The sequence below is a fragment of the Giesbergeria anulus genome, from assembly GCF_900111115.1.
Classification (GTDB): Bacteria; Pseudomonadota; Gammaproteobacteria; order Burkholderiales; family Burkholderiaceae_C; genus Simplicispira; species Simplicispira anulus.
In genome coordinates this window covers 143,471-157,325 of record NZ_FOGD01000002.1, presented here as the reverse complement: position 1 = coordinate 157,325, position 13,855 = coordinate 143,471, and the positions used below count along the sequence as shown (strand labels likewise).

The following is a 13,855-nucleotide window of genomic DNA, read 5'->3' as shown; positions in this document are numbered from 1 at the left end:
ATCGGGGGCGCACAAGATAAAGTGCGCACATTGTGACAGAAACCCCCTTTTTTCCTGCGGCCCTCTGGGCTGGTTTTGGCTATGGCAGTGATAGCCAAGCAGGGTATGCAGTAAGCGCTAATCCATGAATTTACCCCACTCCCAATCCCCTTGTTTTATTGATGGCGTAGCCATTGTGGGCGCTGGCCCAGCCGGTCTGATGGCTGCCGAAACCTTGGCCCGTCAAGGCATAGCCGTACACGTGTTTGATGCCATGCCTACGGTGGGGCGCAAATTTTTGTTGGCGGGTAAGGGCGGGCTGAACCTGACCCATTCAGAGCCAGCCGCTGATTTTGTCAGTCGTTTTGGCGCGCGTCAGGCGCAATTGCAGCCTTGGTTGCAGCAGTTTGGTGCCGATCATGTGCGTGCTTGGGCGCAGGGCTTGGGGGTGGATACCTTTGTGGGCACGTCGGGGCGGGTGTTTCCGTCGAGCATGAAGGCTGCGCCTTTGCTGCGTGCTTGGTTGCAGCGCTTGCGCGGTTTGGGGGTGCAGTTTCATATGCGCCAGCGCTGGACGGGCTGGGGCCAGAATGGTGCTTTGCGCTTGGATGCACCCACGGGCAGCCTAGAGGTGCAGGCCAAGGCGGTGGTGCTGGCTTTGGGCGGTGCCAGTTGGTCGCGTTTAGGCTCGGATGGTGCTTGGGCCCCTTGGTTGCAGGCGCAGGGGGTAGAGGTGGCAAAGCTGCGTCCGGCCAACTGCGGTTTTGATGTGCTACACCAAGCCAGTGTCGGTGGCGAGACGCGCCGCGAGTTTCTGCGGGAATTACTGGGCCAGTTTCCGACCGTTGGCTGGACGGCGCATTTTTCCAGCCGTTTTGCAGGGCAGCCCTTCAAATCGGTAGCGATTAATTTTCAGGGTAGCGCGGGGCCACATTTTCAGCGCCGGGGCGAGTTTGTGGCTACCGCTACTGGTGTCGAGGGCAGCTTGGTTTACGCTGTTTCGGCTTTGCTGCGCGATGAAATTGAAGCCCACGGCAGCGCCACTTTTTACCTCGATTTGCTGCCAGACCATAGCCCAGAGCGGGTGCTGGCCGAGGTGCGCCATCCGCGTGGCACGCGCAGCCTGTCTAGCCACCTGAAAAGCCGCTTGGGCCTAGAGGGCATCAAAATGGGCATTTTGTACGAGCAACTGGGCAAAGAGCGCATGAACGAGCCGCTGGCGTTGGCAGCAGCTATCAAAGCGCTGCCAGTGACGGTGGTTGCTACCCGCCCCATCGACGAGGCTATCAGCACGGCAGGTGGTGTGGCGCTAGAGGCTTTGGATGAGCACTTGATGCTGCGTCAGTTGCCGGGGGTGTTTTGTGCGGGAGAGATGTTGGACTGGGAAGCACCCACCGGCGGTTATCTGCTCACGGCCAGTATGGCCACTGGGGTACGTGCTGGTGCAGGGGCTGCTCAGTGGCTGGCTGGGCACCCAACGGCTGGGTTTTGATGTGAAGGCTGTGCCAAAATCCCCCCACATTTCGAGAAGATAATCCTGTGAAACTGCCCACTTCTATCGTTGCGCTCAGTACAGCGCTGTTCACTTCTGGTGCCAGCGCCTTGTCTCTGGGCGGATCGTTAGGAGGGGCCGTGTTAGGCCGTCCGCTGGACATCCGTTTTCATATCCAGCCTGATGCGGCGGCGCAGTTAGACCAGGCGCTATGTGTCACGGCCCAGGTGGTGCAGGGCGATAGCAGTTCGGGCGTCATGCCCAGCACCGTGGCGTTGTCTACCGTGCCTGGGCCAGCTTTGTTGGCCCGCGTGCGTACGTATGCCCCGATCCGCGAGCCGGTGGTGATGGTGCAGATGTCTGCCGGTTGCGCGGGCTCGGTTCGCCGCTCTTACACTTTTTTGGCCGATTTGCCCGAGTCGGCAGCCAGCACTTTTCAAGATTCTTCGGTGCGGGTGCGCCCACTGGCGTTAGAAACATTTTCTAGCAGCCCCAAAGAGGCCAAACAGGAGCCACCACTGGTGCGTGCGCCACTGGCCTCACCCGTGTCGGTGGCGCACCAGCCAGCCAAGGTGCGTAAAAATTGGCCAACGATCACGGCTGCCCCGGCCCCTGAGCCTGCTGCAGCTACGGTGTCTGCTCCAGCCCCGGTACCGGCACCAGCCCCTACCCCAGTTCCTGCCCCAGTTCCTGCCCCAGCGCCCGTTCCTGCACCTGCCCCAGCACCTGCGCCGGTTCAGCCGCCACCTTCAGACCGTTTGGTAATGGAGCCTGTGGGTGCTGTGCCTGAGGCGGCCAGCACGTCACCCACGGCCTTGCCCAAACCCGATGGGGAGCGCGATTCAGGAGCCTCCGACGCCCCGGCCTTGCCTTCTGCGCAAGCCGAGCGCCAAGAGCAAGAATTGCTACAACTGCGCTCGGACATGGCCGCCTTGCGCGCTAACCAGCAAGAGCTGCGTGCGGCCAATGCGCAGCTGCTGCAGCAATTGGAGCAGGCGCAGCAGCAGGGCTTTTCGCCCACACTGGTGTACATACTGCTCGGTCTGCTGGTGGTGCTGTTGGCTAGTGCATTGTGGCTCTGGAAACGGGCGCGTGCGGTAGCCACAGGCCAAGAAGAAGATTCGCTCTTTGCTCCACCTGAGACCAATGTGCAGCAGCCCGCCGCTTGGGCGCCAGTCACTACGGCTTTGCCATCATCGTTCTTGTCAGAGCAAGACTCGCAGCCAGAATCAGACTCGGTGATTTTGGACGAGGTGAGCCCAGAGACGTTGCCGTCTGTAGATATCGCTTTTATGCAGCAGCCAGAGAGCACCCAAGCTGCCCAGGCAGAGCCGGTCGTGATCGTTGAAACTGCTGCGCCCGCTGTGGTGGAGCTGACACGTCGGGTCATTAACCCAGAAGCCATCTTTGATTTGCAGCAGCAAGCTGAGTTTTTTATCTCGGTGGGTGAGAACGATCAGGCCATCGAGGTCATGAAGCAGCACATTGCCGAGAACGAAACTACGTCGCCTTTGGCTTATTTGGAGTTGTTGCGCCTCTACCACTCTTTAGGGCGGGTAGAAGAGTTTAGCCAGTTGCGCGCTCAGTTTGAGCAGCATTTCAATGCGGCTGTACCTGAGTTTGCCCATTTCAGCCAGACCGGGCGTTCTTTGCTGGGTTACACCGATGTGCTGGCACGCATTGAGGCGCAATGGAACAGCCAAGAGGTGTTAGAGGAGCTGGCCCGTTGTTTATTCCAGCATGATGGCAATACGCCAGCATTCGATCTCAATGCCTATGACGATTTGATGCTGCTGTACGCTATTGCACAAACCACGCCACCCCACGCCCGTGGTTTACCCCTGCCGCGTTCACGCACCACACCGCAATTTGATGAAACAGGTAGCACCGAGCCGCCCCCTTCAGTGGCCGCCCAGAAAGAGGGCGCGATGCTCTCGCTGCCGTCCGAGCTGAACTGGACACCGCCACCGTTGCCTGCACCTGCACCTGCACCGTCGTCAGAGCCTGAGTTGCTGCCGCCGAGCTTGTCTATGGATGATTTTTCTTGGACGCCACCGAGCCAAGCTCTGCAAGCACCGCCTGTTGCGCCACCAGTGCCTGAGATTCCGGCGGTGCCCAAGTCTCCTGAGGCTCCGGCTGCACTTGATTTTTCCATGGATCTTTTGCCGGAGCTGGCGTCTGTGCCTGTGCCTGTGATTGCACCTGAACCAGAGCCAAAGCCAGCACCAGAGCCAACAGTTTCGGCGCGGCGTATTTTGATTGACGGCGAAGAATTCGATGTGGACTTTACCTTGCCTGCGGGCTTAGAGCAGGAGCTGATGGCTTTGGCTGCTCCTCCGGTGGTATCGCCGCCAACCAAAGCACCCGTCGGTTTTGGCCAGTACAGCGACCGTTTTGATATTGGTACCGAGCTACAAAAACGCCCGGCCACCCCTAACACACCATGACTGCACCTTCTGTTCGCCCCGCCCTGTGTGTCATGGTGTTGGGCACCACCAGCGGTGCTGGCAAAAGCTGGCTTGCCACAGCCCTGTGCCGCTGGTTGAGCAACCAAGGCTTGAAGGTGGCACCGTTCAAAGCGCAGAACATGAGCAACAACGCCCGGGTGGTGGTGGGGCCGGGTGGTAGTTTGGGTGAGATTGGCAGCGCACAATATTTTCAGGCGCTGGCCGCCCGTGCTACCCCCGAAGTGCGCATGAACCCGTTGCTGCTCAAGCCGGAGGCCGATACGCACAGCCAAGTGGTGCTGTTAGGCCAAGTCAGTGCTGAACTCACGGCCATGCCTTGGCGCGGGCGCAGTGAGAGGGTTTGGCCTGCGATCCAAAAGGCGTTGGATGATTTGCGGGCAGACAACGATGTGGTGGTGATTGAGGGTGCTGGCTCCCCCGCTGAGATCAATCTGCACGCCAGCGATATTGTCAATATGCGTGTGGCCCGCCACGCGCAGGCGCGCTGCCTGCTGGTCACGGATATTGATCGGGGGGGGGCTTTTGCCCACCTCTATGGCACTTGGGCCTTGCTGCCGCCACAGGAGCGGGCGCTGATCCACGGTTTTGTGCTCAACAAGTTTCGCGGTGATGCCGCCTTGCTGGCCCCCGCGCCACAAATGTTGCAAGACCTGACGCGGGTGCCCACTGTAGCCACCTTGCCCATGTGGTGGCAGCATGGTCTTCCCGAAGAAGACGGCGTGTTTGATGACCGCAGCCGCAGCCAAGGCGCGGTGCACACCACAGTGGCTGTGATTGCCTACCCTCGCTTGAGCAATTTGGATGAGTTTCAACCGCTCAAGAACATCCCCGGTGTACGCCTGCTGTGGGCGCGCAGCCCGGCAGAATTGGCAGGGCTACAGCCTTCGGATTGGGTGGTATTGCCCGGCTCCAAGGCCACGGCGGCAGATTTGGCGTGGTTGCGCGCCCAAGGTTTGGATGCTGCCGTAGCCGCCCATGCACAGGCCGGAGGCCGGGTGCTGGGTGTGTGTGGTGGCTTGCAAATGCTTGGCGAGGCGCTGATCGACCCGAACGGCATTGATGGCAATGGCCCCGGATTGGGGCTGCTGCCCTTGGTCACGGTGTTTGAAACCGCCAAAACCGTGCGCCATACCCGTGCGCGCTTTGCACCCCTGTCTGGGGCGTGGGCGGCCTTGTCGGGGGTGGAGGTATCGGGTTACGAAATCCACCACGGCCAAACGGCACAGCACCCAGCGATGGCTGCTAAGGGCGATGTAGCCCAAGAAGTGCTACCGGGCTTGGCTTGGCAAAACAACGCGGGCAATGTGCTGGGCTTGTACCTGCATGGTCTGCTGGAAGACCCAGCGGCCTTGCAAGCGCTGTTTGGTGCCGCAGCGCCCACCTTAGAGCAGGTGTTTGACGGCATGGCCGCCTATATCGACCGCCACTTTGCCCCCGGTGTGTTGACTGCCCTTACTGCGGCAGACTGCGAAACGTCCCGTTAAGGTACACCAGGGCATCGCCGTCGTTGCGCTCGCGGGTAGCTAGCACTTCACACAAGAATGCTTGGTGTGTGCTTTCCTCAAACACCTTGACCACGCGGCAGTCAAAGTTGGTCAAAGATTGTTGCAGCACCGGCACGCCGGTGACCAGTTGATCCCATTGGCCGTATTCAAAGCGCTTGTCGCCACGCACGTCTGGAATCATGGCCGCAAAAGCCTTGGCCACTTCTTCCTGATCTGCCGCCAGCACATTGACACACAAGGCACCGCTTTGCAAAATCAGGTCGCAGGCCACGGCGTTTTTATTGACAAAAATGACCAAGCGCGGTGGATCGGCAGTGACCGAGCAAACAGCCGTGGCCGTCAGCCCGGCACGCTGATCGCCGTGCCGCGCCGAAATCAGGGTGACGCCAATGGCGAAGTGGCGCAAACCACACCGATGGTCGTTGGACGACACTGGGGGCAGGGCTGCCAGCGCGGCATTGGGTTGCCACTCTGGGGGTTGGTTGATGATCTCCGTGGTCATTTTTGTGTTTCTCGGGTGCAGTGCAATACAGGGGTTGAGGGCTTGACGCCAAACGGGTTATTGGCAGGCAGCGCGTTACCCCGCAACTGGCTGCCCAGCATTTCACCCAGTGCGCAGGAAGCCTCGGGGTTTAGCCCGAAGTTGAGAGCGCGGACGCCGTAGGCGTCCTAATAGGGCGTTTGCTGCTCTTCGATGTATTGTCTAAGAATATCAATCGGCGCACCTCCACAACTTGAGGCAAAGTAGGAAGGCGACCATAGAACGCCCCTGCGTTTAAGCCACGGATGGAAGTCTCCAAACTTCTGGCGCAGCAACCTCGATGAGACACCCTTGAGCGAAGCTACGAGAGTGGACAAGGCTACTTTGGGCGGATAGTTGATTAGCAGATGGACGTGGTCATGTTCGCCGTTGAACTCCATCAACTGGGCATCAAAATCCTTACAGACGTTTGCAAGAATCAATTGCATGGCATCGAGATGCTCTTTCTTGAACACGTTGCGTCGATACTTAGTTACGAATACCAAATGAACATGGAGCGCAAATACGCAATGTCTTCCGTGACGTAAATCGCTATCTAGCTTGAGTGGGCGGGCCATAACTACTCTTGCATTGATTTATTAGACCAATCATAATGCACAGCATGGATTGCACCAAAACTCTGCGTCTACGCATCAAAGACAAGCACGCTCGTGTGCTATCTGCGATGGCGCGTGAGGTCAATCAGGTCTGGAACTTCTGCAACGAAACGAGCCACCGCGCCATCCGTGAGCGCCACCAGTGGCTTTCGGGCTACGACCTGCAAAAGCTAACCAACGGTTTCAGCAAGTGCGATGGGGTACACATCGGTTCGCCCACCGTGCAGCAAGTGTGTGAAGGCTACGCCAAGGCCCGCAAGCAGTTCAAAAAGGCCAAGCTGCGCTGGCGTGTCTCCAACCCCCAGAGCAGCAAACACAGCTTGGGCTGGATTCCTTTCAAAGCACGGGCCTTGCAGTACAAGGCAGGGCAAGTCGCCTTTGCCGGTCAGACATTGAGCCTTTGGGATAGCTACGGCTTGGCAGACTATGAGCTACGTTCTGGCAGTTTTAGCCAAGACAACCGGGGGCGTTGGTATCTCAATATCGTAGTCAAGGTGCAAACTAAGCCTACAGCGGCAACGGCCAGTGTGGGTATTGACTTGGGCCTGAAAGACTGCGCCACGGCGTCAAACGGGAAAAAAGAGCATGGCCGCTGGTATCGCCAGCATGAGTTGGAACTGGCTAAAGCACAGCGGGCGCATAAAAAGCACCGGGCCCGCGCCATCCACGCAAAAATTGCCAATCAGCGCAAAGATGCGCTGCATAAATTTAGCACCACGATGGTGCGAGAAAACGCCGCCATTTTCGTGGGCGACGTAGCTAGCGCGAAGCTGGTGAAAACCAAGATGGCCAAGTCCACGCTGGATGCGGGTTGGGCCATGCTAAAGACGATGTTGGAATACAAGAGCCATCAGGCCGGTATTGTCTTTAGGCAAGTGAACGAAGTGTATTCAACCCAAACTTGCTCGTGCTGCGGGAGCGTTCCCGCCAGCAGTCCGAAAGGTAGGGCTGGTTTGCGAATAAGGGAATGGACGTGCAGCGACTGCGGAGCGGTACACGACCGCGACGTGAATGCAGCACGCAACATTCTCGCGGCGGGGCATCGCCGTCTAGCAGTAGGAATCTCCGGGGTTTAGCCCGGAGAGGATGTCAACGATATTGTCTTGGTTTTGCGTGATTTGATCCGCGCCGACCACAATGGCCGTCAAAACGGGGGGCAAGTCCAGACGGTAGCTGCCCGGCGCTACCTGCCCGCCTTGCAGGCCGCAGTGGCCAAAATTGAACCGGCTTTGCACACCAATGTGGTATTGGTGCTGGGGCGCTGATGGCGGCGACAATGGCGGCTGTCTTGTCTTTTTTTCGTGTTTGCCCATGCTCTTGCCTTCTGAACTGCCCTCGTTGCCCGTGGTGGCTGACCTTGCCGACCCCACCCTGACCAGCGCACTGCACCATCTGATCGACCACAAAACCAAGCCGTTGGGAGCGCTAGGGCGGCTGGAGGCGCTGGCCTTGCAGTTGGGCCAGATTTTGGGCACTGAGCAGCCCCGTTTAGAGGTTCCCCAAATGGTGGTGTTTGCGGGCGATCATGGCTTGGCCGCCAAAGGTGTGTCGGCCTACCCCAGTGATGTAACGTGGCAAATGGTGGAGAATTTTCTGGCCGGTGGCGCTGCCGTGAGCGTGCTGGCCCGCCAGCATGGCTTGGCACTGACGGTGGTCGATTGCGGCGTCGCCCGCGATTTGACACCACGTCAGGCCGTGGCAGGCCAGCCGCAATTGCTGGCGCGCAAAGTGGCTGCTGGCACCCAAGATGCCTCTATTGGCCCCGCCATGACGCCCGCGCAATGCGCGCAGGCCGTAGCGCATGGCATGGAGGTGGTGCGCAGCCTGCCTGGCAACGTGCTGCTATTGGGCGAGATGGGCATTGGAAATACCTCGGTGGCTTCGCTGCTGTTGGCGCGGCTGTGCGGTGTGCCCTTGGAGGCTTGTACTGGTGCGGGCACTGGGCTGGATGCGGCGGGCATTGCGCGCAAGCGGCAAGTGTTAGAGCAGGCCTTGCAGGCCAATGCGGGGGCCGTAGAGCCGCTGGAAGCACTGGCCGCCTTGGGCGGTTTTGAAGTGGCAACGATGGTCGGTGCCGTGTTGCAGGCCGCCAGTGAGCGCCGCGTGATGGTGGTGGATGGTTTCATCACCAGCGCTGCCGTGTTGGTAGCCAGCCGCTTGGAGCCGTTGGTATTGCAGCGCTGTGTGTTTGCGCACAATTCGGGTGAGCCGGGTCATGCGTTGATGTTGGCGCAGTTGCGGGCCCAGCCCTTGTTGGATTTGGGCTTGCGCTTGGGCGAAGGCTCTGGGGCTGCCTTGGCGTGGCCCCTGTTGGTGTCGGCCTGTGCCATCTTGCGCGAGATGGCTAGCTTTGCCACGGCAGGCGTGGCTACCAAAGCATAGGAGCGTCGTGATGAGCACTGCCCCCCGTACCGTCGATGCCAGCCTACTGGCCCATCTGCAAAGTTGGCAAGGCCGCACCGAGACCTTGCAAGATCAGATCACCGTGCCACCGCTGCGTGGACTGTCGGCCACGCTAGACCGCGATGACCCGGAGCCTTGCCCCGGCACCCCGGTGCCGCCACTGGGCCATTGGTTGTATTTTTTGCCGCAAACCCGGCAAAGTGGCCTAGGGCCAGATGGTCATCCGCTGCGCGGTGGCTTTTTGCCGCCAGTGCCGCTGCCCCGGCGCATGTGGGCCGGTGGCCGTTTGCGCTGGGAGCCCAATAACCCCTTGCGCGTGGGCGATGCGGTGCAGCGGGTCTCGCGCATTGTGTCGGTCACGCACAAGGCTGGGCGCACGGGCGATTTGGTCTTTGTGCTGGTGGAGCACACTATCAGCAACGCCCAAGGGCTGGCGCTGACCGAAGAGCACGACATTGTGTACCGCGCTGCCCCCTTGCCCGGCGATGCGGTACCAGCCCCGGTAGCCGCAGAAACGGCTGCCCTGTGGCAGCGCCAAATCGTGCCTGATGATGTGCTGTTGTTTCGCTATTCTGCTCTCACCTTTAACGGCCACCGCATCCACTACGACCGCCAGTATGTGACGCAAACCGAAGGCTACCCCGGCCTGATCGTGCATGGCCCGTTGATTGCCACCTTGCTGCTCGATTTGCTGCGCCGCCAGAGGCCTGAAGCACCGGTGCGCAGTTTTAGCTTTAAAGCGCTGCGCCCTACGTTTGATCTGCATCCTTTTACTGTGCATGGCGCACCATCGCCTGATGGCCGTGCTGTGCGCCTGTGGGCCAGTGACCACGAAGGCTGGCTCACTATGCAAGGCGTGGCAGAACTGGGTTCTGTGTAAGATTTTGTATCTATCTTACCCGCTGCCCTAGTTTATAGAGGTAGCGCTGTTACGATTCTGGCTGCGGTGCTTGTGGCAAGCCGCATACGATCATTCGTGGGACAGCGATGAGGCAAGCGTTGTTCTCCTTAATTTTATTATTATTATTTTATGACCACCAATTTTATTACAAAAACAAAACCACCATTGTGGGCTGGTGCATTGATCGTGGGGATAGGCTTATTGCCATCATTTTCTGCACTGGCACAAGAAGATGCAGCAACCGAGTCAAAACTCAAGCTGTCTGGCTATGTGTCTATTGTGGGTGGGAAAACCACTAGCGGTAGCTTACAAGGTAATATTGGCCCCAGTAGCATTACCGGTACTGATTGCCCCTGCTACGTGGCTGATTGGAATAATGCCGGTATTTATGGCGATCAATTTACTTTGCGGCCTGAGTCGCGCATTGGCGTGCAGGGCAAATATACCCTGAATGAAAAAGCAGGCATCACCATGCAATTGGTGAGTCGCGGTACGAAAGCCACCCCAGATCTGGCATGGGCTTTTGTTAGCTACAAGCTAGACCAAAACTTTGAACTATATTTGGGGCGTAAGCGCATACCACTGTATTATTATTCTGATTTTCAGGATATTGGCGTAGCTTACCCTTGGGTATCGCCACCGCCTGAATTGTATGGTTGGGAAGCCACCAATTACAACGGTGCCAGCTTGCGTTATAATCGCAGCATTGGTGATGCCAGCCTCACGGCTAGCTTTTTTGCCGGGCAAGAAAAAGTCAATAACTCGCGTTACCAAAAAATTTATTATCCTGAGGGCCGCACCCAAGTGCGCTGGAATAATATCATCGGTGGCGATGTTGAAGTCAACAATGGCCCCTTGACCTTGCGTGCCGTCTTGATGGGGGCTGATGTCAGCACCATTAATAGAAATTCTGCCAATCCGGTCGATAGCCAAGCCACCCTGCGTGCCTATGGGCTGGCTGCTAACTTGGACATGGATCAATGGTTTGTACTTTCTGAGTTTACGCAACTAACGCGCAAATATTCAGATTACAAAGTTACCGATCCAGTCGTGACGGTGGGTGCTGGGATGCGCTTAGGTAAATGGACACCCTTTGTCAACTATGCGCACTTCGGAGAGCGTACTACCAACAGCGAGTTGTTCCAAGTAGGCAATTACCATCGCAGTTCGGTATCACTGCGCTACGACCTGTCTTCTAGCAGTGCCGTCAAGACCCAGGTAGACCGCAACGTGGATGACAGCAAGGTGTTGGGTGGAAACACCACCGTGCTGCGCATTAGCTACGACCGCGTTTTCTGATCGGTGGGTACCATGAAAAAAATAAAAAATATTTTGTTGCTGGCATCGGGGTTGTTACTGGGACAGGCCAGTATGGCCCAAGTAGCCATTGTGGTGGGTGCGCAAAGCGCTGCTACGCCACTGAGTACCGAGCACGCATCGGCCTTGTTTTTAGGTAAAGCTGATCAGCTTCCGGGGGCTGGCGCTGTCACGCTGCTCGATCAACCAGAATCTGCGGCAGTGCGTGAGCATTTTTATACCAAAGTGACCGGAAAATCGGCTGCGCAGGTTAAGGCTGCTTGGGCGCGGCTGGTGTTCTCTGGTAAGGCCACCTTGCCCAAAGAATTAGCCAGTTCTGCTGAGGTAAAAAAAGCACTGGCCAGCAACCCGAAAGCGGTGGGCTATATTGAAAAAAGCGCCGTAGACAGTTCAGTGAAAGTGTTGCTGAGTGTAGATTGACGGTTTGCATTGCAGCCAATTTCCTTTTAGCCATCACTCTGCACTGCTCACAATAAGGAATTTATTTCATGAAATTTCGTGTAAAAATATGGCTGCTGCCCCTCAGTGTTGGGGCTGCATTTGGTGCAGGGCTGGTGTTAAGTCTGGTCATTGGGCTGCAAAACAACCGCAATTTGGATTTGTTGCGCACGGTAGAAACCCCATTTTTAGAGAATCTGTTTGAGGCCGAGCGTGGCATAAACCAGTTGCAGGCTGATTTTCAGGCGGCAGCGCTAGAAGACGATGCCGATAGGCTGAAAGATGCGCAAAAGACCACCCAAAAGGTGCGATCTTCTTTGGATCAATCGCGCCAGCTCGATGGAAAATCTCAACTAGTGGCCGATTTAAGCGCTGCGTTTGATGCTTATCAAGCAGCCGCACTGCAAGCTACGCAGGGCATGTTGAGCAAAAGCGTCTCGCCTGAACAGGTGCAGCGCATGAATGCAGCGCAAAAAGAATTGGCCCGTCAGATGCAGATCTCACGCCAGCAGGCCCATGTCACGCTAGACGAGCGTTTTACCGACTTGGCTGCTGCCCAGCGCGAGGGGCTGATGGTCAACATCATCACCGGCGTGCTGATTGTGTTGGGGCTGGGTTCGCGGGCCATTATTGCCTCGGTGTGGCGCGATTTGGGCGCGGAGCCAGCAGATGCCGCTAGTGTGGTGCGCCATGTCGGGCAGGGGAATTTGAGTGAGCGTATCGCCTTGCAGCAGGGCGATAGCAACAGCCTGATGGCACATTTGCAATCTATGCAGCGCAATTTGACCGATGTCGTCACCCGTATTCGCACTAGTGCTGAGGCAATGGCCACTGCCACGACGCAAATTGCCAACGGCAATGTTGATTTATCCGCGCGCACGGCGCAGCAGGCCAGCGCGCTAGAGCAAACGGCGGGCGCGATGGAGGCGTTGTCGGTCACGGTCAAGCACAACCACGAAAGTGCCCAACACGCCAACGAACTGGTGGGGGTAACTTCTGCCATTGCCGTCAAAGGGGGGGCGGTGGTGGCGCAGGTGGTCGATACCATGGAAGCGATCAACGGGTCGTCGCGCAAAATTGCCGACATCATTGGTGTGATTGACGGCATCGCCTTTCAAACCAACATTTTGGCGCTCAATGCCGCCGTAGAGGCAGCACGGGCCGGTGAGCAAGGCCGGGGTTTTGCCGTGGTGGCCTCTGAGGTGCGCAGTTTGGCTGGTCGCAGTGCCGAGGCGGCCAAAGAAATCAAAACGCTGATTGGCAATTCGGTCAATAGTGTAGATGCGGGCTGCAAGCTGGTAGAAGAAGCGGGCAGCACCATGAGCCAGATTGTCGATAGCGTACAGCGCGCCGCCGCCATCATGCAAGAAATCACCCAAGCCAGCCAGCAGCAGGCGCTGGACATCGACCAAGTCAAACAGGCTGTGATCGATATGGACTATGCCACGCGCGAAAATGCCGCTTCGGTGCAGGATGCAGCCACCGCTGCTCAATCCCTAGAGCAGCAGGCCAATGCCGTGGTGGATACGGTGAGTGTGTTTAAGGTCTAGCGTGGGGGATTCAGTGCCTCCAGCATCAAGGCGCTGGCGTTTTGGGCTGGTAGTCGCAGTAAGCGGCCACCGCGCATTCCCAGCAATGCGGTTTGCGCGCTTGGCACACATAGCGGCCTAGCAAAATTAGCCAGTGGTGCGCGCCCACCGCATAGGCATCGGGCACGCGCCGCAGCAGTTGCTGCTCTACCGCCAGTGGCGTTTTGCCCGGTGCCAGCCCGGTGCGGTTGCCCACCCGGAAGATATGCGTGTCCACAGCCATGGTTGGCTCGCCAAAAGCCACATTGAGCACTACATTGGCCGTTTTGCGGCCCACGCCGGGCAGTTGCTCTAATTCTTGGCGGGTGCGCGGCACTTCGCCGCCGTGGCGCTCTAGTAGCAGGCGGCAAGTTTCTAGCAGATGCCGGGCTTTGCTGCGGTACAGGCCAATCGTTTTGATGTAACCCTCTAGCCCTTCTTGGCCCAGCGCCAGCATGGCTTGCGGGGTGTTGGCTACCGGAAAGAGTAGTCGTGTGGCTTTGTTCACACTCACGTCTGTGGCTTGTGCCGACAACAGCACGGCAGTGAGCAGTTCAAAATGGCTTTGGTATTGCAGTTCAGTTTGTGGGTGGGGGTTGGCAGCTTGTAGGGTGGCGAAAAATGGTTCGATCAGTGCGGCTTTCATG

The 13,855-nt window shown here is 58.0% G+C and carries 13 protein-coding genes; 10 read left to right on the top strand and 3 right to left on the bottom strand.

The window, feature by feature from the left end; all coding sequences use genetic code 11:
- Positions 1–124: 124 nt before the first annotated feature.
- The 3 genes from BMX55_RS04640 to BMX55_RS04630 are packed head-to-tail and all read left to right on the top strand — an operon-like array spanning position 125 to position 5,423.
- The gene (locus BMX55_RS04640) at positions 125–1,471 is read left to right on the top strand and encodes a TIGR03862 family flavoprotein (RefSeq protein ID WP_091453605.1); all 1,347 of its coding nucleotides are present in this window, start codon (positions 125–127) and stop codon (positions 1,469–1,471) included.
- Between the two features lie 47 nt (positions 1,472–1,518).
- The gene (locus BMX55_RS16380; protein ID WP_091453601.1) at positions 1,519–3,918 is read left to right on the top strand and encodes a type IV pilus assembly protein FimV; all 2,400 of its coding nucleotides are present in this window, start codon (positions 1,519–1,521) and stop codon (positions 3,916–3,918) included.
- A 32-nt stretch (positions 3,919–3,950) separates the two neighbouring features.
- Positions 3,951–5,423, top strand: a complete 1,473-nt coding sequence (locus BMX55_RS04630) for a cobyric acid synthase (protein ID WP_091453599.1) — start codon at positions 3,951–3,953, stop codon at positions 5,421–5,423.
- Here BMX55_RS04630 and BMX55_RS04625 read toward each other — a convergent pair.
- Both BMX55_RS04625 and tnpA read right to left on the bottom strand, forming a co-directional pair.
- Entirely contained in the window at positions 5,392–5,946 is a 555-nt protein-coding gene (locus BMX55_RS04625; protein ID WP_091453596.1) for a flavin reductase family protein, read from the bottom strand. The two genes, BMX55_RS04630 and BMX55_RS04625, sit on opposite strands and share 32 nt — an antisense overlap.
- Positions 5,947–6,113: 167 nt before the next feature.
- Positions 6,114–6,542, bottom strand: coding sequence for an IS200/IS605 family transposase (gene tnpA / locus BMX55_RS04620; protein ID WP_091453593.1), 429 nt, complete (start codon positions 6,540–6,542; stop codon positions 6,114–6,116).
- A gap of 44 nt (positions 6,543–6,586) precedes the next feature.
- Here tnpA and BMX55_RS04615 point away from each other — a divergent pair, with 44 nt between their 5' ends.
- The 7 genes from BMX55_RS04615 (at position 6,587) to BMX55_RS04590 (ending at position 13,190) form a co-directional block, all read left to right on the top strand.
- Positions 6,587–7,657: an RNA-guided endonuclease InsQ/TnpB family protein gene (locus BMX55_RS04615; RefSeq protein ID WP_091454825.1), complete on the top strand. Its 1,071-nt coding sequence runs from the start codon at positions 6,587–6,589 to the stop codon at positions 7,655–7,657.
- Positions 7,658–7,684: 27 nt separating this feature from the next.
- Complete coding sequence (locus BMX55_RS16375; protein ID WP_177172824.1) at positions 7,685–7,846, top strand: hypothetical protein; 162 nt, start codon at positions 7,685–7,687, stop codon at positions 7,844–7,846.
- Between the two features lie 46 nt (positions 7,847–7,892).
- The gene (gene cobT / locus BMX55_RS04610) at positions 7,893–8,963 is read left to right on the top strand and encodes a nicotinate-nucleotide--dimethylbenzimidazole phosphoribosyltransferase (RefSeq protein ID WP_091453591.1); all 1,071 of its coding nucleotides are present in this window, start codon (positions 7,893–7,895) and stop codon (positions 8,961–8,963) included.
- 10 nt (positions 8,964–8,973) lie between these two features.
- The gene (locus BMX55_RS04605) at positions 8,974–9,864 is read left to right on the top strand and encodes an HTD2 family dehydratase (RefSeq protein ID WP_091453588.1); all 891 of its coding nucleotides are present in this window, start codon (positions 8,974–8,976) and stop codon (positions 9,862–9,864) included.
- A 222-nt stretch (positions 9,865–10,086) separates the two neighbouring features.
- A complete protein-coding gene (locus BMX55_RS04600; RefSeq protein WP_177172823.1) occupies positions 10,087–11,184 on the top strand; it encodes a porin in 1,098 nt (365 codons plus the stop codon).
- Positions 11,185–11,196: 12 nt separating this feature from the next.
- Positions 11,197–11,622, top strand: coding sequence for a type 2 periplasmic-binding domain-containing protein (locus BMX55_RS04595; protein ID WP_091453581.1), 426 nt, complete (start codon positions 11,197–11,199; stop codon positions 11,620–11,622).
- A gap of 68 nt (positions 11,623–11,690) precedes the next feature.
- Entirely contained in the window at positions 11,691–13,190 is a 1,500-nt protein-coding gene (locus tag BMX55_RS04590) for a methyl-accepting chemotaxis protein (RefSeq protein WP_091453578.1), read from the top strand.
- Positions 13,191–13,215: 25 nt separating this feature from the next.
- Here the strand turns inward: BMX55_RS04590 and nth are convergent, their stop codons facing one another.
- Positions 13,216–13,854 (bottom strand): endonuclease III, encoded by a 639-nt coding sequence (gene nth / locus BMX55_RS04585; RefSeq protein ID WP_091453575.1) that lies wholly within the window; start codon positions 13,852–13,854, stop codon positions 13,216–13,218.
- Between the last annotated feature and the right edge of the window lies 1 nt (position 13,855).